This window comes from Streptomyces sp. NPDC047886 (assembly GCF_043204435.1).
Classification (GTDB): Bacteria; Actinomycetota; Actinomycetes; order Streptomycetales; family Streptomycetaceae; genus Streptomyces.
In genome coordinates, this window is record NZ_JBIDCF010000001.1 from 729,020 (window position 1) to 747,214 (window position 18,195).

Below are 18,195 nucleotides of genomic sequence, written 5' to 3' on the forward strand. Positions count from 1 at the left end.
CGCCTACGGCAGGCGGCGCGGCGGCGATCAGTCCAGGTAGCCGCGGAGCTGGTCCGCGAAGGCATGGTCCCGCAGCTTGCCGAGGGTCTTGGACTCGATCTGGCGGATGCGTTCGCGCGTCACGCCGAAGAGACGTCCGATCTCCTCCAGGGTGCGGGGCCTGCCGTCGTCCAGGCCGTAACGGAGCTGGACCACCTTGCGTTCGCGCTCGCCGAGCGTGGACAGGACCGCGTCCAGGTGCTCGCGCAGCAGCAGGAACGCGGCCGACTCGACGGGCGACGCGGCGTCGCCGTCCTCGATGAGGTCGCCGAGCGCGACATCGTCCTCCTCACCGACCGGGGCGTGCAGGGACACCGGCTCCTGCGCCAGGCGCAGCACCTCGCCGACCCGCTCGGGCGGCAGCTCCAGCTGGGCCGCGACCTCCTCGGCCGTCGGTTCCTGGCCGCGTTCCTGGAGCATCCGGCGCTGGACCCGTACGACCCGGTTGATCAGCTCGACGACGTGCACGGGGACGCGGATGGTCCGGGCCTGGTCGGCGAGGGCCCGGGACATCGCCTGGCGGATCCACCAGGTGGCGTACGTCGAGAACTTGTAGCCGCGCGCGTAGTCGAACTTCTCCACGGCCCGGATCAGGCCGAGATTGCCCTCCTGGACCAGGTCCAGCATGGTCAGGCCCCGGCCGACGTACCGCTTGGCGACCGAGACCACGAGCCGCAGGTTCGCCTCGATGAGACGGCGCTTGGCCATCCGGCCCATGACGACGAGCCTGTCGAGGTCGACGGCGAGCTGGGTGTCGAGGTCGGGGGTGCGGGCGAGTTTCTCCTCGGCGAACAGGCCGGCCTCCACCCGGCGGGCCAGTTCGACCTCCTCGGCGGCGGTGAGCAGCGGTATCCGGCCGATCTCCCGCAGGTACTGGCGGAACAGGTCCGACGAGGGGCCGGCCCCGGTGTCCGCACGCCCGGCGCGCGGCACGGACGGCTCGGGCGACTCCTGGGCCTCGGGCGCCTCAGGGACGTCAGGCACCTCCGGGGGCTCCGGGAGCTCGAGCGACAACGGGGCCTCCAGGGACTCCGGGGCCTCGGGTGTGTCCGGCGGCTCGGACAGGGCGTCCAGGACGGCCGGGTCGGGCAGGGCCTCCGGGTGGCGCGGGGGCAGGCCCTGCACGGGGACGACGTCACTCACGGTCTGGGTCTGCACGGGGGCGACCTCCAGGTGATCGCTGCCGGTTACGGGGGCATGGCGGCAGCGGGACGGCGGCGCACGCGACCGATGTACTCCGTCCCGGGCTCGGACACCGCCCCCCAGTGTGGGGTACGACACATCACCGCCACGAGGGGCGTGCGGCCACTTTTTGCGTCCGGCACGTGACGCGCAGTCCCCGTTTCGCCCAATCCGAATGGCCGCTCCGGCGGTCCGCCGATTAGATGAGGACACAGGTGCGTCGCGCCGACGCACGACGACCGACACCGTGTGTGCCGATCCCCCTTCGGCGAACGGAGCCGTGCCATGACAACGGACGACCAGACCAGCTCCCCCGGCATCGACCTCCACAACGCGCCGGGGCCGGCGGAGGACACCGCGACCCTCGCCCCCCGCACGGCCGAGCCGGGGCCCGTGGCCGATGCCCTTCCCTCCGACCCCTCCGACCTGAACGAGCAGACGATACGCACCTTGCTCTGGACCGCGGCCACGCACCGACCGCTGGAGGAGGTGGCCGCGCTCGTCACCCTGCTCAAGCAGACCAAGGCCGTCCACAACCCGGGGGACGAGGCACTGCGCGCGGCGGCCGTGGCCCGGCCGCTGGAAGAGGTACGGCAGCTCGTCACCCTGCTGACCGAGTCGGGTCACAAGCTGGAGGAGGCCGACACCGCACTGCGGGCGGCCGCCGTGGGACGGCCGATCGAGGACGTCGCCCAACTCGTGGACATCCTCGGCGCCGACGGCGCGCAGAGCTGGCCCAGCGCCGGGCCCGACACCAGCCCCGTGACGCCCCCCGGGGCGGGCACCGGCGCGGGTTCGGGAACCGGTACCGGTACCGGCTCCGGCTCCGGCTCCGGCTCCGGCGGTGCGAAGGCCGCTCGCGGCCCGGCGCCCGTCCTGGAACCGGACGGCGGATCGTCCGGTGGCGGCGCCGGCACGACCGCGCCGCTGCGCTCCCCCCTGCGCCTGCCCGTCGCCCTCACCCTGCTGATCTGCGGGTTCGTGCATCTGCCCGGGGGCCTCGGCGGCTACAGGGCCGGCGGCTATGTCGACGTGCTGGCCCTGGCGGTCACGGCGCTGTGCTGCGTCATGGGCGTCTGGCTGGCCGTACGGGACAGTGTGCGTGTCTGGACGGCCGCCGCCGCCACGGGCGTCGGCGTCGTCGCGCTGCAGCTGCTGGCCGGGGCCGGCGCGCTCGACGGGCTGGTGAGCCGTTCGGGTCCCGCCCTGACCGGGCCCGTCGGCGTGGCGCTGACCACCGCGGCGATCTGCGCCGTGCTGAGCGGGGCGGTGCTGGTGCGCCGCAGGGCGCGGGACCTCGCCGGGCCGGGGCGCGAACCGGAAGCCGAGCCGCGACCCGCCCCCCGGGCGTGACCGCGTCACAGCGCGGCGGCCCCGTGGCACGTCACAGCGCGGCGGCCCCGTGGTTGCGGAGCGACTGGCCGTACTGCTGGAGCACCCACAGCTCGTTCTGGACGGCCGCGAGGTGCTCGGGGTCGCCGTGTGCGCCGAGGCGTGCCAGGGACCCCTGGACGTCGCGGACGCGGCGGTCGACGGCGCGCAGTCTGACCTGGACGAGCTGGTCGCCCGCGTACGCCTCGTCGACCGTGCGGGCGTGGACGGCCTCGACGGCGAGTTCGGTGATCAGGGCACGCACCGTGTCGTCGGGTGCGGCTTCCCGGACGCGGGCCAGATAGTCGGCGGCGTCCCGGACACCCTGCTCGGCGCCGCCCGCCTGGGCGATGGTCTGGCGCACGGCGGCGTACGGCGGGGCCGTGAACTCGTCGGCGCCGTACGCGTCGAACGCCGGTGACACCAGGGCGGGGTACTGCAGCGCCAGCTTCAGCAGCTCCCGTTCCGTGCGGTGCGCCGGGCTGCGCAGGTTGAGCGCCGGACCGGACGGGGCCGTGGCCTGCGACCGCTGGTGCTGCTGCTCGTGGTACGCCGGGCCGCCCGGCCGTGCCGGTGCCGGGCCCCGGCCGCCGCGCTCCTTGGCCCAGCGGGCGACCTGGGCGACGCGCCGGACGACGAACTGCGTGTCGAGGATGCCGAGCATGCCCGCGAGTTCGACGGCCACCTCGTGCTGTGACGCGACGTTCTTGATGCGGGCGACGACCGGCGCCGCCTCGTCCAGCGCGGCGGCGCGTCCGGCCGGGGTCTCCAGGTCGTAGCGCCGCACGATCTGTCGCAGGGCGAACTCGAACAGCGGGGTGCGGGGCTCGACCAGCTCCCGCACGGCCTCGTCGCCCTTGGCGAGGCGCAGCTCGCAGGGGTCCATGCCGTCCGGGGCGATGGCGATGTACGTCTCGGCGGCGAACTTCTGGTCGTCCTCGAAGGCGCGGAGCGCGGCTTTCTGGCCGGCGGCGTCACCGTCGAAGGTGAAGATCACCCGGGCGGAGCCGTTGTCCATCAGCAGCCGGCGCAGGATCTTGATGTGATCGCCGCCGAAGGCGGTGCCACAGGTGGCGATGGCGGTGGTGACCCCGGCGAGGTGGCAGGCCATCACGTCGGTGTAGCCCTCGACGACGACGGCCCGGCTGGACTTGGCGATGTCCTTCTTGGCCAGGTCGATGCCGTACAGCACCTGCGACTTCTTGTAGACGGGGGTCTCGGGCGTGTTCAGGTACTTGGGCCCGTTGTCGTCGTCGCGGAGCTTGCGCGCGCCGAAGCCGACGACGTCGCCGCCGACATCGCGGATGGGCCACATCAGCCGGCCTCGGAAGCGGTCGATGGGGCCGCGGCGGCCGTCCTGGGAGAGGCCGGAGACGATGAGCTCCCTGTCGGAGAAGCCCTTGCCGCGCAGGAAGCGGGTGAGGTGGTCCCAGCCCGCCGGGGCGTAGCCGACGCCGAAGTGCTGGGCGGCGCCCTGGTCGAAGCCGCGCTCGGCGAGGAACTTCCGGCCGATCTCGGCCTCGGCGCTGTCGAGCTGGTCGACGTAGAACAGGGCGGCCGCCTGGTGGGCCTCGATCAGCCGGATCCGCTCGCCGCGCTGGTGGGACGGGTTGTAGCCGCCCTCCTCGTACCGCAGGGTGATGCCCGCCTTGGCGGCGAGGCGTTCGACCGTCTCCGAGAAGGAGAGGTGGTCGATCTTCATCACGAAGGCGATGGTGTCCCCGCCTTCCTGGCAGCCGAAGCAGTGGAAGAGGCCCTTGCTGGGGCTGACCTGGAAGGAGGGGGACTTCTCGTCGTGGAAGGGGCACAGGCCCTTGAGGTTGCCGCCGCCGGCGTTGCGCAGCTGGAGGTACTCGGACACGACGGCATCGATCGGGACAGCGTCCCGTACCGCCTTCACGTCGTCATCGTTGATCCTGCCTGCCACGCAGCGAGTCTACGGCGGTCAGCCGCGCGGCAGGACCTCGGTGAGCGGGGTCGACGGGTCCGCCAGGGCGTCGGTGTCCACGGGGGCGCCGGAGCGGATGAGGTCCTGGATCGGGCCTGTGACGTCCCACACATTGACGTTCATCCCGGCGAGCACGCGCCGCTCCTTCAGCCAGAAGGCGATGAACTGCCGCTTGCCCGCGTCGCCGCGCAGCACGACCTGGTCGTACGTGCCGGGCGGCGCCCAGCCGGAGTACTCCATGCCCAGGTCGTACTGGTCGGAGAAGAAGTACGGGATCCGGTCGTACGAGACGTCCCGGCCGAGCATGGCGCGGGCGGCGGCGGGCCCGCCGTTGAGGGCGTTGGCCCAGTGCTCGACGCGCAGCCGGACGCCGAGGAGCGGGTGGTGGGCGGCGGCCACGTCACCGGCCGCGTAGATGTCGGGGTCGGAGGTGCGCAGGGAGGCGTCGACGGCGACACCGCCGCCGTGGGCGCGGTCGACGAGGGCGAGTCCCGCGGTCTCGGCGAGCGTGGTGCGCGGGGCGGCGCCGACCGCGGCGAGCACGGCGTGCGCGGGGTGCTCGTCGCCGTCGTCGGTGCGGGCGGCGAGGACCATGCCGTCCTGGCCGACGATCTCGGTGAGGCGGGTGCCGAACCGGAAGCGGACGCCGTGCTCGGTGTGCAGGTCGGTGAAGAGCTGGCCGAGCTCGGGGCCGAGCACCTGGTGGAGCGGGGTGGGCTCGGGCTCCACGACGGTGACCTCGGCGCCGTATCCGCGGGCGGCGGCGGCGACCTCCAGGCCGATCCAGCCGGCTCCGGCGATGACCAGGTGGCCGTTGTCGCGGCCGAGGGCCGCGAGGACGCCCTGGAGCCGGTCGGCGTGGGCGAGCCTGCGCAGATGGTGCACTCCGGCCAGGTCGGTGCCGGGGACGTCGAGGCGGCGCGGTTCGGCACCGGTCGCGAGGAGCAGCTTGTCGTAGCGGATGGTGGTGCCGTCGCCGAGGTGTACCGTCCGGCTCTCGCGGTCGACGGAGGTGACGGGCTGCCCGAGGTGGAGCTCGATGTCGGCCTGGGCGTACCAGGCGGGTTCGTGCACGAAGACGCTGTCGCGTTCCTCCTTGCCGGACAGGTAGCCCTTGGACAGCGGCGGGCGTTCGTAGGGGTGGTCGCGTTCGTCACCGATGAGGATCACACGGCCGTTGAACCCCTCGGAGCGGAGCGTCTCCGCCGCCTTTGCCCCGGCCAGTCCCCCGCCGACGATGACGAAGGTCTGATCTGCGTCGACCACTTGTTGCCTCCTACCCGGAAAGACACAGTACGTCCATGTCCACGCTACGCCGCGCCGCCGCGCTCCCGGTCGCGGCGCCATTGAGGGAGGGTCCCGCACGGAGCGTGGTCGCGGAAGAGGGACGGCCGGGCGCGGTCCGGTGCGGGCGGGGCGGGGTGGGCGGCCGGACGGCGGACGCCGGTGAACCCGCGCCCACGGTGGGTGGTCGGCTGCTCAGCCGCACCGGCCGGTGAGCCGGGCGTGCAGGGTGCGGGCGGACGCGTCGGTGAAGGAGGCGATCTGGTCGACGACGACACGCTGCCGGGCGCGGTCGTCGGGTGCCGTGTCGAACAGGGCGCGGAACTGCGGGTCGAGGCCGTAGGGGGCCTGGTTCATCATGGCCTCGGCGAGTTCGGCGATGACGACGCGCTGGTCGGCGCGGAGGGCCTCCTGCTCGGCGCGCTGTATGACGTAGCGGTCGGCGACGGCCTTGAGCACCGCGCACTCGTTGCGGGTCTCGCGGGGTACGACGAGTTCGGCGCCGTACCGGGTGAGGCGGCCCGATCCGTACGCCTGGCGGGTCGCGCCCTCGGCGGCGAGGCAGAACCGGCCGATGAGCTGGCTGGTGGCGTCCTTCAACCTGGCCTGGGCGAGGGCCGTTCCGTCGTAGCCGTGCGGCCACCAGTCCTGGTCGATGAGCCGGTCGAGGGCGTCGGCGAGCTCCTGCGGGTCGGTGTCGTGGGGGACGTACCGGCCGATGGCGACGGCGAAGACCTCGGCGCGTTCGGGTTCGGCGAGGAGCACGTTGGGGTCGAGGTGGCCGGCGTGCAGGCCGTCCTCGAAGTCGTGCACCGAGTACGCCACGTCGTCGGACCAGTCCATGACCTGCGCCTCGAAGCACTTGCGGTGCGCGGGTGCGCCCTGGCGGGCCCACTCGAAGACGGGCAGGTCGTCCTCGTACACGCCGAACTTGGGCGAGTGCGGGTCGGTGGGGTGGGCGCCGCGCGGCCAGGGGTACTTGGTGGCGGCGTCGAGGGCGGCGCGGGTGAGGTTGAGGCCGACGCTGACGAGTTCGCCGGTCCCGGGGTCCTGGACGAACCGCTTGGGTTCGATCCGGGTGAGCAGGCGCAGCGACTGGGCGTTGCCCTCGAAGCCGCCGCAGTCCTTGGCGAACTCGTTGAGTGCCTGTTCGCCGTTGTGGCCGAACGGCGGGTGGCCCATGTCGTGGGAGAGGCAGGCGGCTTCGACGAGGTCGGGGTCGCAGCCGAGTGCGGCGCCCAGTTCGCGGCCGACCTGGGCGCACTCCAGGGAGTGGGTGAGCCGGGTGCGGGGGCTGGCGTCCCACGCGGGGACGGAGGTCGCCCCCGCTCGACCGGACTCGGGGGCGTGGGGGATGGTGCCGGGCGTGACGACCTGGGTCTTGCCGGCCAGGCGGCGCAGCGCGGCCGAGTGCAGGACCCGGGCGCGGTCCCGCTGGAAGGCGGTGCGGCCCGGCCGTTTGTCGGGCTCGCCGGCCCACCGTTCGGTCGCCGTCTCGTCGTAGGCGGAATGCGTACCTTCCATGCCGTTCATGCACTGAAGGTAACCGCAGGCGACCGCGGTGAAGCACGGGGTGCGTCAGACGGGGGCGAACTCCCGTGCCCGGCCGGTGCCGGCGAGGGCGGCGACGGCCCGGTCGTAGCGGTGCAGGACGAGCCGGGCGAGGGCCGGGTGGGGGCCGATGGGGGCGGCGGCGATCCAGGGCGCGGCGGCCGCGGCGCGGGTGGCGAACAGGCCGGGCGCGGTGAAGCAGGAGGCGACGGCGACCCGGTGGCGGCCCCGGGCGGCGAGCGCGCGGACGGCTTCGGGGACGGTGGGCGTGGCGGCGGACGCGTAGGCGGCGACGACGGGGACCCCGCCGAGCCGTGCGGAGAGCAGGGCGGCCAGCCGGCGGGTGCCGGCGGCGGAGTCGGGGTCGCGGGAGCCGGCGGCGGCGAGGACGACGCCGGTGCCGGGGCGCGCGGCGTGGCCGGGGCGCCAGCCGGCCTCGGCGAGCCGGTCGTGGAGCGCTTCGACCAGCAGCGGGTGCGGGCCGAGCGGGTCGGCGACGCGGACGCGCAGCCGGGGCGCGGCGGCGGCGGCCGCGGCGGGCAGGTCGTGCTTGACGTGGTAGCCGCGCCCGAAGAGGAGGGGTACGGCGATGGCGTCGCCGCCGTCGGGCAGGGCGTCGAGGGTGTCGGTGAGGAGGGGCGCGTTCAGTTCTATGTGGCCGAGCCGGACGGGCAGGCCGGGGCGCAGCTCGCGCACCCGGTCGAGCAGCGCGGTCACGGCGGGCACGGCCCGGGGGTCCCGGCTGCCGTGGGCGACGGCGACGAGGGTGGGCCGGTCGGGTGCGGTCATGGGCGGCCTGCGCGTTCCGTCGAGGTGGAGGTGGTCGAGCTGGGTGCCGAGCTGTGCGGTGATGCGGGTGAGCAGCTGGGCGGTCGTGGGGAAGCCGCCGTCCACGGCGGGGGGCTCGCTCGGGCGTTTCGGGTACGGCTCCGTCATGGAGCGATCCTGCCGGGCGCAGGTTGCCGGGCCGTTGCATGAGGGTGACGGGTGTTTTCCGGCGGCTCACGGAACGGTTCACGCCAAAGTGCGCGCTCCTACCCGGTACCAACTTTCCGAAACACGGAATATATTTTCCGTTGCAGCATCGTCATCGGGTGGATCATGTGGGGAGGGCCATGGCTCCGGCTGTGGAAGGGCCGCTGCCGCGCAGGGTCGTCGCCGAGTTCGTCGGCACGGCGGCCCTGGTCGCCGTGGTCGTCGGCTCCGGCATCCAGGCCGCCGGGCTCAGCGACGACGTCGGCGTCCGGCTACTGGCGAACTCGCTGGCGTCCGCGATCGGCCTCGGACTGCTGATCGCCCTGCTCGGGCCGGTCTCGGGCGGCCACATCAACCCGGTCGTCACGCTGTGCGCGTGGTGGGCCAGGCGCCGCGCCGGCGGCCGGACCCCCGCGCGCGACGTCGCCTGCTACATCGGCGCCCAGCTCGCCGGGGCGGTGGCCGGGGCACTGCTCGCCGAGGCGATGTTCGGCCGGACCGCCGGCGGGTGGTCCACGCAGGTCAGGTCGGACGGCCATCTGCTGCTCGGCGAGACGGTCGCCACCGCCGGGCTGGTCCTGCTGATCGTCGGCCTGGAACGCGCCGGACGGGCCGGGCTGACGCCGCTCGCGGTCGCCGCCTACATCGCCGCCGCGATCTGGTTCACCTCGTCGGGCTCGTTCGCCAATCCGGCCGCCACGGTCGGCCGGTCGTTCACCGACTCGTTCACCGGGATCGCGCCCGTCTCACTGCCGGGCTTCATCGCCGCCCAGCTCCTCGGTGCCGCCGTCGGCGCGGGCCTCGCCGCCCTCCTGTACGGCGGGCCCCCGTCCCGTACGTCACAGCCGTCCCGCTGAACCGCGCACCCGCCGACGGCGTCGAAGGGAACGGAGACGACGTTACGAGGAGGTCCATCGATGCGGGGCGGGATACGACGGCTGGTACCGGCGGGCCTACGGGGGCGGCGCGGGCAGCGGCGGCTGGTGCAGGGCGTGATGCTCGGCTGCGTCCTGGCCCTCGCGCCCGCGACCTGGATGCACGCCGCCGCCGACAGCCGGCTGCGTACCGTCGCCGACGTGCCCGCCCGGGACGTCGCCGTCGTCTTCGGCGCCGGACTGTGGAACGGCCGCCCCACGCCGTACCTGGCGCACCGGCTCGACACGGCCGCCGCGCTGTACCGGGACGGGAAGGTGAAGGTCGTCCTCGTCACGGGGGACAACAGCCGGGTCGAATACGACGAGCCCGACGCCATGCGCGCGTACCTGACCGAGCGCGGCGTGCCGGACACCCGGATCGTCAGCGACTACGCCGGGTTCGACACCTGGGACTCCTGCGTCAGGGCGAGGAAGATCTTCGGCGTCGACCGGGCCGTGCTGGTGACCCAGGGCTTCCACATCCGCCGGGCCGTCGCCCTCTGCCAGGCGGCCGGGGTCGAGTCGTACGGTGTCGGGGTCGCCGAGCCGCACGACTCGGTCTGGTACTACGGCGGTGTACGGGAGCTCGCGGCGGCCGGGAAGGCCGCGCTGGACGCGGCCTTCCAGCCCGATCCGACGTTCCTCGGCCGCCAGGAGACCGGGGTCACCGAGGCGCTGGCGTCGGCGGGCTGACCCCGGCCGGGCACCGGGCGCACACGCGGCCCCTCCGGCACGCGCGGCCCGTCACCCCGGACCGCGGCCCTCACCGCACGGCCGGCCACGGCCGGAGCGCGACGTACCGCGTGCGTTACACCGCAGGACGGCCGACGTAACACGGCCGTCGCACGCTCGATGGCATGCTCGCCGCCACCACCACCTCCACGCACTGCCCGTACTGCGCCCTTCAGTGCGGGATGAACCTCCGGGCCGCCGACGGCACCGCCGACGACGCCCCGGTCGTCGACGTCGTGGAGCGCACCGACTTCCCCGTCAACCGGGGCGCTCTGTGCGGCAAGGGACGCACCGCGCCGGCGGTGCTCTCCTCCCGGGTACGGCTGACCGGGCCGCTGATCCGACGCCCCGCCACAGGCAGGCTCACACCCGCGACCTGGGAGGAGGCCCTGCGGGCCGTCGCGGACGGACTGCGGCGCACCCGCGAGAGCCACGGCCCCGACGGCGTGGGCGTCTTCGGCGGCGGCGGGCTCACCAACGAGAAGGCGTACACACTCGGCAAGTTCGCCCGGCTCGTCCTCGGCACCTCCCAGATCGACTACAACGGCCGCTTCTGCATGTCGTCGGCCGCCGCCGCGCACATCAGGGCGTTCGGCGTGGACCGGGGCCTGCCGTTCCCGCTGGAGGACATCCCGCGCACCGGCTGCGTCATCCTGGTCGGCTCCAACATCGCGGAGACCATGCCGCCCGCGCTGCGCTACCTCACGGAGCTGCGGGAGAACGGCGGCAAGCTGATCGTCGTCGACCCGCGCCGCACCCGCACCGCCGAACAGGCCGATCTGCACCTGGCGCCGCGCCCCGGCACCGACCTCGCCCTCGCGCTCGGGCTGCTGCACCTGGTGGTCGCCGAGGGCCGTACCGACCAGGACTTCATCGAGAGCCGTACGACCGGCTGGGCCGACGCCCGTGCCGCCGCCATGTCGCACTGGCCGGCGCTCGTGGAGCGGATCACCGGCGTGCCCGTGCCGCAACTGCGCGAGACCGTCCGGCTGTTCTGCGACGCCGAGAACTCCATGGTCCTCACCGCGCGCGGGCCCGAGCAGCAGTCCAAGGGCACCGACACGGTCGGCGCCTGGATCAACCTGTGCCTCGCCACCGGCCGGGCCGGCCGCCCGCTCTCCGGGTACGGCTGCCTCACCGGCCAGGGCAACGGCCAGGGCGGCCGCGAGCACGGCCAGAAGGCCGACCAGCTGCCCGGCTACCGCAAGCTGGACGACCCGGCGGCCCGCGCCCATGTCGCCGGGGTGTGGGGCGTCGACCCCGACATCCTGCCCGGCCCCGGGCGCAGCGCCTACGAACTCCTCGACGCGCTCGGCCAGGACGTGAAGGCGCTGCTGCTGATGGGGTCCAACCCGGTGGTGTCGGCACCCCGGGCCGCGCACGTCGAGGAGCGGATCCGGTCCCTGGACTTCCTGGCCGTCGCCGATGTCGTGCTGTCCGAGACGGCGGCGCTCGCCGATGTCGTCCTGCCCGTGACGCAGTGGGCCGAGGAGACCGGCACCACCACCAACCTGGAAGGACGGGTCCTGCTCCGCCGCCGGGCGATCACCCCGCCGGACGGCGTCCGCACCGACCTGGAGGTCCTGAACGGGCTCGCCGGGCTGCTCGGCTGGGAGAAGGGCTTCGCCACCGACCCGGAGGAGGTCTTCGACGAGCTGCGCCGCGCGTCGGCCGGCGGCGCCGCCGACTACTCCGGCATCAGCTACCGGCGGATCGCGGAGGAGGACGGCGTCTTCTGGCCCTGCCCCGACCCCGAACACCCGGGCACGCCCCGCCTCTTCCTCGACGGGTTCGCGACCCCGGACGGGCGGGCCAGGTTCGTCCCGGTCACGCACCGGGCGGCGGCCGAGGAGACGGACGAGGCGTATCCGGTCGTCCTGACGACGGGGCGGGTCGTGGCCCAGTACCAGTCGGGCGCGCAGACGCGTCGGGTGGCCGAGCTGAACGCCGCGGCGCCGGGACCCTTCGTGGAGCTGCACCCGAGGCTCGCCGAGAGGGTGGGCGTCGCGGAGGGCGAGCCGGTCGCGGTGGTGTCACGGCGCGGGCGCGCGGTCGCCCCGGCCCGCATCACGACGGCCATCCGGCCGGACACCGTGTTCATGCCGTTCCACTGGCCGGGCGAGGGCCGGGCCAACACGCTGACCAACCCGGCCCTCGACCCGACGTCCCGGATGCCCGAGTTCAAGGTGTGCGCGGTACGTCTGGAGCCGGCCCGCGACTGAACCAGTCGCCGCCCTCGATCGGCGGGCCCGGCTCGGTGCGGGCCGCGGCGACGTACACCCAGGCCCGTACGAAGGCCCCGTCCCGTCCCCGGACGACGTCGCACGGCTCCCGCTCGTACAGGTTCAGCGGATGGCCGGGCCCGTAGAACCCCTCCAACCGGTCGAGCACGGACAGCAGCGCGCGGTACGCGCCGGGCACGGCGTGCACCAGGTCGCCGACCACGTCACCCGGGCCGCGCACCGCGTACGGGTAGCCGGGCCCTTCCCGGAGGACGGCGCCCGGCAGCCGGGCGGGCTCCTCGACCGCCGTGCGTCCCCGGAGGTACAGGGCGTGGTTGTGCGCGCCGGGCCGCAGCGTCCCGTACACGAAGAACGGCAGCTCGATCACGCGGTCTCCCGGGCGACCCACTCCAGGTAGGCGGCGCTGCCCCGCACCACCGGCGTGGCGATGATCTCCGGCGTGTCGTAGTCGTGGACCCGCAGGATGTACGCCTCCAGCGCGTCGTACGTCGTCTCCGCCGTCTTGAACAGCACCTGCCACTCCGGGGCGGTCTCGACCGCGCCCTGCCAGCGGTACACCGAGGTCACGGGACCGGAGATCTGGGCGCAGGCGGCGAGCCGCGCCTCCACCGCGCCACGGGCCAGCTCCTCGGCCTTCGCCGCGCTGTCGGTGGTGGTCAGGACGGTCATGGCCGGGGTCACGCGCGCGCTCCTTCGTCACGGGGCCGGTGACGGACGGCCCCCTCGACGCCAGGATCACATCCGGAGCCCGGATCGCGGAACGGGGGGCGCGGGGTCAGGTGGCGGCCCGCGCGGTCCTGGGATCGGGCGCGGCGGGCTTCCCTCCCTGCCGGTAGAAGATGTCGATGTCCACCTCTTCACCGCCGACGATCAGCGTGTCCCACGCCCCGCTCTCCAGCAGGGTGTGCAGGGTCTCGGGGCGCAGGGCCCGCAGGTGGTCCCGGAGCGTCGCGTCGTCGGGCATGCCGGGGACGCGGGACGCCAGACGGCCGCGGATCTGCCGCAGTCGTTCCAGCAGCGCCTCGGTGTCGGCCTCCCTGTCCGTGCCCTTGTCCGCCGACTCCTCGATGCTCTGGGCGATCTTCTCCTTGATCGGCCGGCTGACGCCGTCCTCGTCGGTGGTGATCATCGTGTTCCAGGCGCGGCTCTTGTGGCGGTACTGGAGCATCGACATGGCCGCCTCGTGGCGGGCGAAGTCGGCGTCCCGGAACGGCCTGCCCGTCCAGGCGCCGTCGAGGGACCTGGCCAGCGAGATCGCGGACGCCAGCCCGCTGTTGAGGCCGCGGCCCGGCCAGAAGTGGATGGCGTTGGCGGCGTCACCGAGCAGGAACCCGTAGGTGCCCTGGGTGGTCGACGTGGCGGAGTAGAGCCGGGTGGTGAACCGGGGCCGCTGCACCATGTCGAGACGGAACGCGGTGACCGCCCTCAGATCGCGTTCGGCGACCCCGAAGAGCACCAGCCCCTCCAGCACCCTTTTCCACAGCACCGAACCCTTGACCATGGCCGGCAGGAAAAGGGTGCTGTGTGTCGAGCACTGGAAATCGCCGTGGTCGTCGCGGCCCATCACGCACGGCCGTGAGGCGATGCACTCCTCGAACACATGCCGGACCGGGTCGATTCCGACCACTTCCGCGGCCTCCGCGTCGGTGAGCCGCATGTTCAGGAATCCCTGACCGCGCAGGGAATTCAGCAGGAAGCGGTTCTGCGCGACGGTCAGCAGGACGGTCATGGGATCGGTCAGGGTGGACTTCACGCGCAGTCCCAGAACCACGTCCTGGACGTGCTGACCGTGCAGTGAGTAGATGGACTTGTCGGCGTTGCCGAATTTGTCGGTGAAGTACTCCCGGGTCCGGGAGCGGCCGCCCTCGCACACGGCGAGCACATGGTCCTTGGCCACCGCCTCCCGCTGCTCCGCCGGGTCGAAGGCGGCGGGGACGAGCCGGATGCGGTCCGCCTTCTCGTTGGCCAGCTCCAGCAGGGTGTCCTCGATGTAGGCGATGCGGAGGTTCCTCGGGTTGTGGCCCCCGATCGAGTCGGGGCCGACCGGCCACATCTCGGAGTACGCGTCACCCCGGAACAGCCGTCGCCGCACCTCGTCGGGCAGGTTGAGGTACTGGCGGCTCTGCACCGTGACGACCTGCTGCCGCCGGACGTTGCCCTGTCCTTCGTCGCGCCATACGACCCTCGTCCCCTCCTGTGTCCAGCGGCCGTCGTACACCGTGACGGCCACGCGCCGCCCCATGAGGTGTTCGAGGAGCAGGGCGAAGGCGAGTCCGACAGGGCCGCCGCCGGAGACCGTGACGCGCAGTACCGGCCCCGTCGTGACCGTCGTCGCCGTAGGACCGAGGGGCCGCAGCACGGAGAGGTCGATGATGGTCTCCAGCGCGTCGGCCGCCTCGAAACGAAGGGTTTCGCCCCCGATCTCGATGAGGTCTCCGGGTTGCAGTACGTGCGAGGTCACCCGCTGCCCGTTGACCATGGTCCCATTGCTGCTGCCACTGTCGTACAACACGAATCCGTGGCCCTCGCGGCGCACCTCGGCGTGAAAGCGGGAGACGTTCTCCCGGGTGATGACCACGTCGTTGTCACTGTTGCGGCCCAGGGTCACCGGGGTGGCGCCGATCGGGAACTGCTTTCCCGCGAGAGAGCCTTGCTGGCCGACGAGGCGAGGAGGCATGGGTCACCCATTTCCCTGAACCACGGATACGGGCGCCGAGCGGCCCGCACCGCGTCACAGGGTGCGAGCCGACCGGCACGGACCGCAATCTTAGGGCGCCCCCAGGTGCGATGAGAAGACATTCGTCCTGACCTGTCATCACACAGGCGGTGAATCAGGGAATATGCCATCACACGCGCCGACGGCCCTACGTACCCGCCCCTTTCGCCCCCTCGCGCTCTTGACGTCAGGCCGTGTAGGGGCGGACGGCCTTGGCGTCCCGGAGGGCGTGCGCCCACCAGGCGAGCTGGTCCAGCATCTTCTTCACGGCGGCTTCCGGCCCGGCCGGGTCCTTGGGCGCGCCCTCGTCGTCGAAGAGGCCGTGCGCGTGGTGGAAGGAGACCGTGTCGCGGACGGTGACCGCGTGCAGTTCGGCGAAGACCTGCCGCAGGTGCTCCACGGCGCGCAGGCCGCCGGAGACTCCGCCGTAGGAGAGGAACCCGACCGGCTTGGCCTGCCATTCGGCGTAGTGCCAGTCGATCAGGCGCTTCAGCGAGGCCGGGTAGGAGTGGTTGTACTCGGGCGTGAGGACGGCGAACGCGTCGGCCTCGGCGAGCCGGGGGCTGACCTTGTCCAGTTCGGTACGGACGTCGGGGCCGGGGTTGAACGACAGGGCGGTCGGCAGCCGGGAGTCGGCGACGTCCACGACGTCGACGGTGAAGTCGGTCCGCTCGCGGGCGAGGGAGAGGAACCAGTCGGCGACGACCGGGCCGAAGCGGCCCTCACGATCGCTGCCGACGATGAGCGCGAGGCGGAGCGTGGACAGGGACGGGTTTTCCCGCGTGGTGAGTTCCATACCGAGAAGCGTGGTACCTCAACCTTGATTGAGGTCAAGCCTCGCAGCCGACGGCCCGTCACCCGTTCGACACACCTCCTCCCACAAGACCACCAACAAGCCACTGACCTGCGATGACACCCACCGTCCAGGGCGGCACGCCGACACGAACGGAGGAAAACTGATACCCCATCAGCATGCGCCGCCGACGCGCGGGGCCTTACCTCGAAGAACAGGACACCCGCCCGTAGCGCTGCCCGGAGGACCCCCATGCGCACCACTGCCCGCCTGCTCACTGGTACCGCGCTGGCGGTCCTCGCCCTCGGCGTCGCCTCCCCCGCGTACGCCGGGGACTTCGAGCGGCTGGAGGTGAACCCGTCGACGGCGGCCCCGGGCGCGACCGTCACGGTGAACACGACCGCCTGCGGCCCGAACGGCCGGGGCGTGGGCGACGCGCAGTCGCTGGGCGCCGGTGAGTTCAAGCTGTCCCCCGGCACCCACAAGGAGGTCGTGGTGGGCCAGTTCAGGATCCCCGCCCACGCCAAGCCGGGTACCTACGGCATCGGTGTCGCCTGCGACAACGGCAAGACCGCCACGGGGAACGTGACCGTCACGCACGGCGGCGGCCCGACCGACCACCACACCCCGCCGTCCGACCACCACACGGCCCCCAGCGGCCATGTGCGCACAGGCGTGGGCGGCAGCGTCGGCCCGGACACCCCGCAGATCGCGGCGGGCGTCGCGGTGCTCACGGCCGCCGCGGGCGCGGGCCTCTGGCTCCTGCGCCGCCGAGGGGCCTGAGGAACGAGCCGCGAACCAGCGCGAACCGACCACTACGGCGCGATCCGGCCACCACCCGGAAACGGACGTCCGCACCGGACACCGCCCCACCCCCAGTCTCCCCGTCCCTGCCGCGTGGCCCCGAGACCGCGGCGGGGACGGGGGGTCCGTCACCGGAGGACCCACCGCATGAGCAGCCCCACCGCCACGACGGGCCAGGGGCCCGCCAAGGGCAAGGCATGGGGCGTCGCGGTCGCGGTCTGCGTCGGGCTGTGGCTCGTCCAGAACGGCTCCGCGGACGTGACCCCGCCGCTCCCGTCCGCCGCCGAGGCGTTCGCGGCGGGCCCGCACCGGCACACCGACGCGGCCGCCGAGCCGCTGCCCCCGTCCGCCCCGGTCCGCGTCCGGATCCCGGCCATCGACGTCGACGCGCCCGTGATGCGCCTCGGTCTCGGCCCGGACGGCAGCCTGGACGTACCGCCGGCGGGGAACCGCAATGTGGCCGGCTGGTTCAAGGACGGCACCCCGCCCGGCGCCGAGGGCACCGCGATCATGGCGGGCCATGTGGACAACGCGCACGGCCCCGCTGTCTTCTACGCGCTCGGCGCGCTGAAGAAGGGCCATCGCGTGGAGGTGGACCGGATGGACGGGCGGACCGCCGTGTTCACGGTCGACGCCATCGAGGTGTACGACAACGACGCCTTCCCCGACCGCAAGGTGTACGGGCGGGCGGACCGTGCCGAGCTACGCGTCATCACCTGCGGTGGCGGCTTCTCCCAGCGGACCGGCTACCGGGGGAACGTGGTGGCGTACGCGCACCTGATCGGCGTGCGCTGAGCCGCGCGGCCCGGGTCAGCCCCACTGGTCGAACGCCAACTTCGCGACCAGCGAGAACACCACGACCAGCAGCACTCCACGGACGAACTCCGCGCCCTTCCGCAGGGCCATCCGGGCACCCAGCATCGCGCCGGCCAGGTTGAACACGGCCATGAGCGCCGCGAGCCGCCACAGCACGTTCCCCTGGTAGGCGAACATGGCGAGCGCCCCGGCGTTGGTGCAGACGTTGACGATCTTGGCGGTCGCGGACGCGGTCACCAGGTCGAGATGGAGGACGGCGGTCAGCGCCAGCACCAGGAACGTGCCCGTGCCCGGCCCGAAGAGCCCGTCGTAGAACCCGATGCCGCCGCCGACGAGCACGATCGCGGTGACGACCCGGGCCCGCCGCACCGGGCCCGCGGGGGCGTCGGTCGTCCCGAAGGACGGGCGGAGGATCACGAACGCCGCGACGGCGACCAGCACGACCAGGATGACGGGCCGCAGCACGTCGCTGTCGATGGCCTTGGCGAACGACGCCCCGCCCGCCGAGCCCGCGAGCGCGGCCAGGCCGACCCGTACGGCCGTCTTCACGTTGACGGGCGCCTTGCGTACGTAGGTGAGCGCGGCGCCCGTCGTGCCGACGATGGCGACCGCCTTGTTGGTGCCCAGGCTCTGCGGTGCCGGGAGGTGGGGCAGCCCGATCAGGAGGGCCGGCAGGAGCAGCAGGCCGCCACCGCCGACCACGGCGTCGATCCACCCGGCCACGAGCGCGGCCGCGCAGAGGAAGACAACGGTGGTCATCGAGATGTCGGGCATGAGTTCGACTGTACAAAGACCGGTAGATGGCCTGCCCATCGATCACGGAACTC

Annotated in this window: 16 protein-coding genes; 6 read left to right on the forward strand and 10 right to left on the reverse strand. The window is 73.2% G+C overall.

Annotation, left to right across the window (positions count from 1 at the left end; translation table 11 throughout):
• Positions 1-27: 27 nt before the first annotated feature.
• Complete coding sequence (locus tag ACGF5U_RS03270; RefSeq protein ID WP_392714982.1) at positions 28-1,212, reverse strand: RNA polymerase sigma factor; 1,185 nt, start codon at positions 1,210-1,212, stop codon at positions 28-30.
• A 294-nt stretch (positions 1,213-1,506) separates the two neighbouring features.
• Between ACGF5U_RS03270 and ACGF5U_RS03275 the strand changes: the two genes are divergently transcribed.
• Complete coding sequence (locus ACGF5U_RS03275; RefSeq protein WP_392714766.1) at positions 1,507-2,574, forward strand: hypothetical protein; 1,068 nt, start codon at positions 1,507-1,509, stop codon at positions 2,572-2,574.
• 31 nt (positions 2,575-2,605) lie between these two features.
• Here ACGF5U_RS03275 and dnaG read toward each other — a convergent pair whose 3' ends face one another.
• From dnaG to ACGF5U_RS03295, 4 genes are all read right to left on the reverse strand, one after another.
• The gene (dnaG, locus tag ACGF5U_RS03280) at positions 2,606-4,519 is read right to left on the reverse strand and encodes a DNA primase (protein ID WP_392714765.1); all 1,914 of its coding nucleotides are present in this window, start codon (positions 4,517-4,519) and stop codon (positions 2,606-2,608) included.
• Between the two features lie 18 nt (positions 4,520-4,537).
• Positions 4,538-5,806, reverse strand: coding sequence for an NAD(P)/FAD-dependent oxidoreductase (locus tag ACGF5U_RS03285; RefSeq protein ID WP_392714764.1), 1,269 nt, complete (start codon positions 5,804-5,806; stop codon positions 4,538-4,540).
• A gap of 213 nt (positions 5,807-6,019) precedes the next feature.
• Complete coding sequence (locus tag ACGF5U_RS03290; protein ID WP_392714763.1) at positions 6,020-7,357, reverse strand: deoxyguanosinetriphosphate triphosphohydrolase; 1,338 nt, start codon at positions 7,355-7,357, stop codon at positions 6,020-6,022.
• 45 nt (positions 7,358-7,402) lie between these two features.
• On the reverse strand, positions 7,403-8,311 hold the full coding sequence (locus ACGF5U_RS03295) for a sirohydrochlorin chelatase (protein WP_392714761.1): 909 nt from the start codon (positions 8,309-8,311) through the stop codon (positions 7,403-7,405).
• Positions 8,312-8,490: 179 nt separating this feature from the next.
• Between ACGF5U_RS03295 and ACGF5U_RS03300 the strand changes: the two genes are divergently transcribed.
• From ACGF5U_RS03300 to ACGF5U_RS03310, 3 genes are all read left to right on the forward strand, one after another.
• Positions 8,491-9,207, forward strand: coding sequence for an aquaporin (locus tag ACGF5U_RS03300; protein ID WP_392714760.1), 717 nt, complete (start codon positions 8,491-8,493; stop codon positions 9,205-9,207).
• A gap of 60 nt (positions 9,208-9,267) precedes the next feature.
• On the forward strand, positions 9,268-9,957 hold the full coding sequence (locus ACGF5U_RS03305) for a vancomycin high temperature exclusion protein (protein ID WP_392714759.1): 690 nt from the start codon (positions 9,268-9,270) through the stop codon (positions 9,955-9,957).
• Positions 9,958-10,121: 164 nt separating this feature from the next.
• Entirely contained in the window at positions 10,122-12,218 is a 2,097-nt protein-coding gene (locus ACGF5U_RS03310; RefSeq protein WP_392714758.1) for a molybdopterin oxidoreductase family protein, read from the forward strand.
• Here the strand turns inward: ACGF5U_RS03310 and ACGF5U_RS03315 are convergent.
• From ACGF5U_RS03315 to ACGF5U_RS03330, 4 genes are all read right to left on the reverse strand, one after another.
• Positions 12,178-12,603: a gamma-glutamylcyclotransferase family protein gene (locus ACGF5U_RS03315; protein WP_392714981.1), complete on the reverse strand. Its 426-nt coding sequence runs from the start codon at positions 12,601-12,603 to the stop codon at positions 12,178-12,180. The two genes, ACGF5U_RS03310 and ACGF5U_RS03315, sit on opposite strands and share 41 nt — an antisense overlap.
• Positions 12,603-12,908, reverse strand: coding sequence for a divalent-cation tolerance protein CutA (cutA, locus tag ACGF5U_RS03320; RefSeq protein ID WP_392714980.1), 306 nt, complete (start codon positions 12,906-12,908; stop codon positions 12,603-12,605). Before cutA ends, ACGF5U_RS03315 begins: the two co-directional genes overlap by 1 nt.
• A 106-nt stretch (positions 12,909-13,014) precedes the next feature.
• A complete protein-coding gene (locus tag ACGF5U_RS03325) occupies positions 13,015-14,916 on the reverse strand; it encodes an FHA domain-containing protein (protein WP_392714757.1) in 1,902 nt (633 codons plus the stop codon).
• A 226-nt stretch (positions 14,917-15,142) separates the two neighbouring features.
• Positions 15,143-15,751: an NADPH-dependent FMN reductase gene (locus ACGF5U_RS03330; protein ID WP_392714756.1), complete on the reverse strand. Its 609-nt coding sequence runs from the start codon at positions 15,749-15,751 to the stop codon at positions 15,143-15,145.
• Between the two features lie 249 nt (positions 15,752-16,000).
• On the opposite strand from ACGF5U_RS03330, the gene ACGF5U_RS03335 reads away from it, so the two are divergent.
• Positions 16,001-16,531, forward strand: a complete 531-nt coding sequence (locus ACGF5U_RS03335) for a hypothetical protein (protein WP_392714755.1) — start codon at positions 16,001-16,003, stop codon at positions 16,529-16,531.
• Positions 16,532-16,699: 168 nt separating this feature from the next.
• On the forward strand, positions 16,700-17,347 hold the full coding sequence (locus ACGF5U_RS03340) for a class F sortase (RefSeq protein WP_392714754.1): 648 nt from the start codon (positions 16,700-16,702) through the stop codon (positions 17,345-17,347).
• Between the two features lie 15 nt (positions 17,348-17,362).
• Here the strand turns inward: ACGF5U_RS03340 and ACGF5U_RS03345 are convergent, their stop codons facing one another.
• A complete protein-coding gene (locus ACGF5U_RS03345; protein WP_392714753.1) occupies positions 17,363-18,142 on the reverse strand; it encodes a TSUP family transporter in 780 nt (259 codons plus the stop codon).
• Between the last annotated feature and the right edge of the window lie 53 nt (positions 18,143-18,195).

Excerpts from the sequence above, each read along its gene's own strand:
- ACGF5U_RS03275 (WP_392714766.1), top strand. The coding sequence starts at position 1,507 with ATGACAACGGACGACCAGACCAGCTCCCCCGGCATCGACCTCCACAAC.
- ACGF5U_RS03300 (WP_392714760.1), top strand. The coding sequence starts at position 8,491 with ATGGCTCCGGCTGTGGAAGGGCCGCTGCCGCGCAGGGTCGTCGCCGAG.
- ACGF5U_RS03290 (WP_392714763.1), bottom strand. The coding sequence starts at position 7,357 with ATGAACGGCATGGAAGGTACGCATTCCGCCTACGACGAGACGGCGACC.
- ACGF5U_RS03330 (WP_392714756.1), bottom strand. The coding sequence starts at position 15,751 with ATGGAACTCACCACGCGGGAAAACCCGTCCCTGTCCACGCTCCGCCTC.
- cutA (WP_392714980.1), bottom strand. The coding sequence starts at position 12,908 with ATGACCGTCCTGACCACCACCGACAGCGCGGCGAAGGCCGAGGAGCTG.
- ACGF5U_RS03310 (WP_392714758.1), top strand. The coding sequence starts at position 10,122 with ATGCTCGCCGCCACCACCACCTCCACGCACTGCCCGTACTGCGCCCTT.
- ACGF5U_RS03295 (WP_392714761.1), bottom strand. The coding sequence starts at position 8,311 with ATGACGGAGCCGTACCCGAAACGCCCGAGCGAGCCCCCCGCCGTGGAC.
- ACGF5U_RS03340 (WP_392714754.1), top strand. The coding sequence starts at position 16,700 with ATGAGCAGCCCCACCGCCACGACGGGCCAGGGGCCCGCCAAGGGCAAG.
- ACGF5U_RS03305 (WP_392714759.1), top strand. The coding sequence starts at position 9,268 with ATGCGGGGCGGGATACGACGGCTGGTACCGGCGGGCCTACGGGGGCGG.
- ACGF5U_RS03345 (WP_392714753.1), bottom strand. The coding sequence starts at position 18,142 with ATGCCCGACATCTCGATGACCACCGTTGTCTTCCTCTGCGCGGCCGCG.
- ACGF5U_RS03335 (WP_392714755.1), top strand. The coding sequence starts at position 16,001 with ATGCGCACCACTGCCCGCCTGCTCACTGGTACCGCGCTGGCGGTCCTC.
- ACGF5U_RS03325 (WP_392714757.1), bottom strand. The coding sequence starts at position 14,916 with ATGCCTCCTCGCCTCGTCGGCCAGCAAGGCTCTCTCGCGGGAAAGCAG.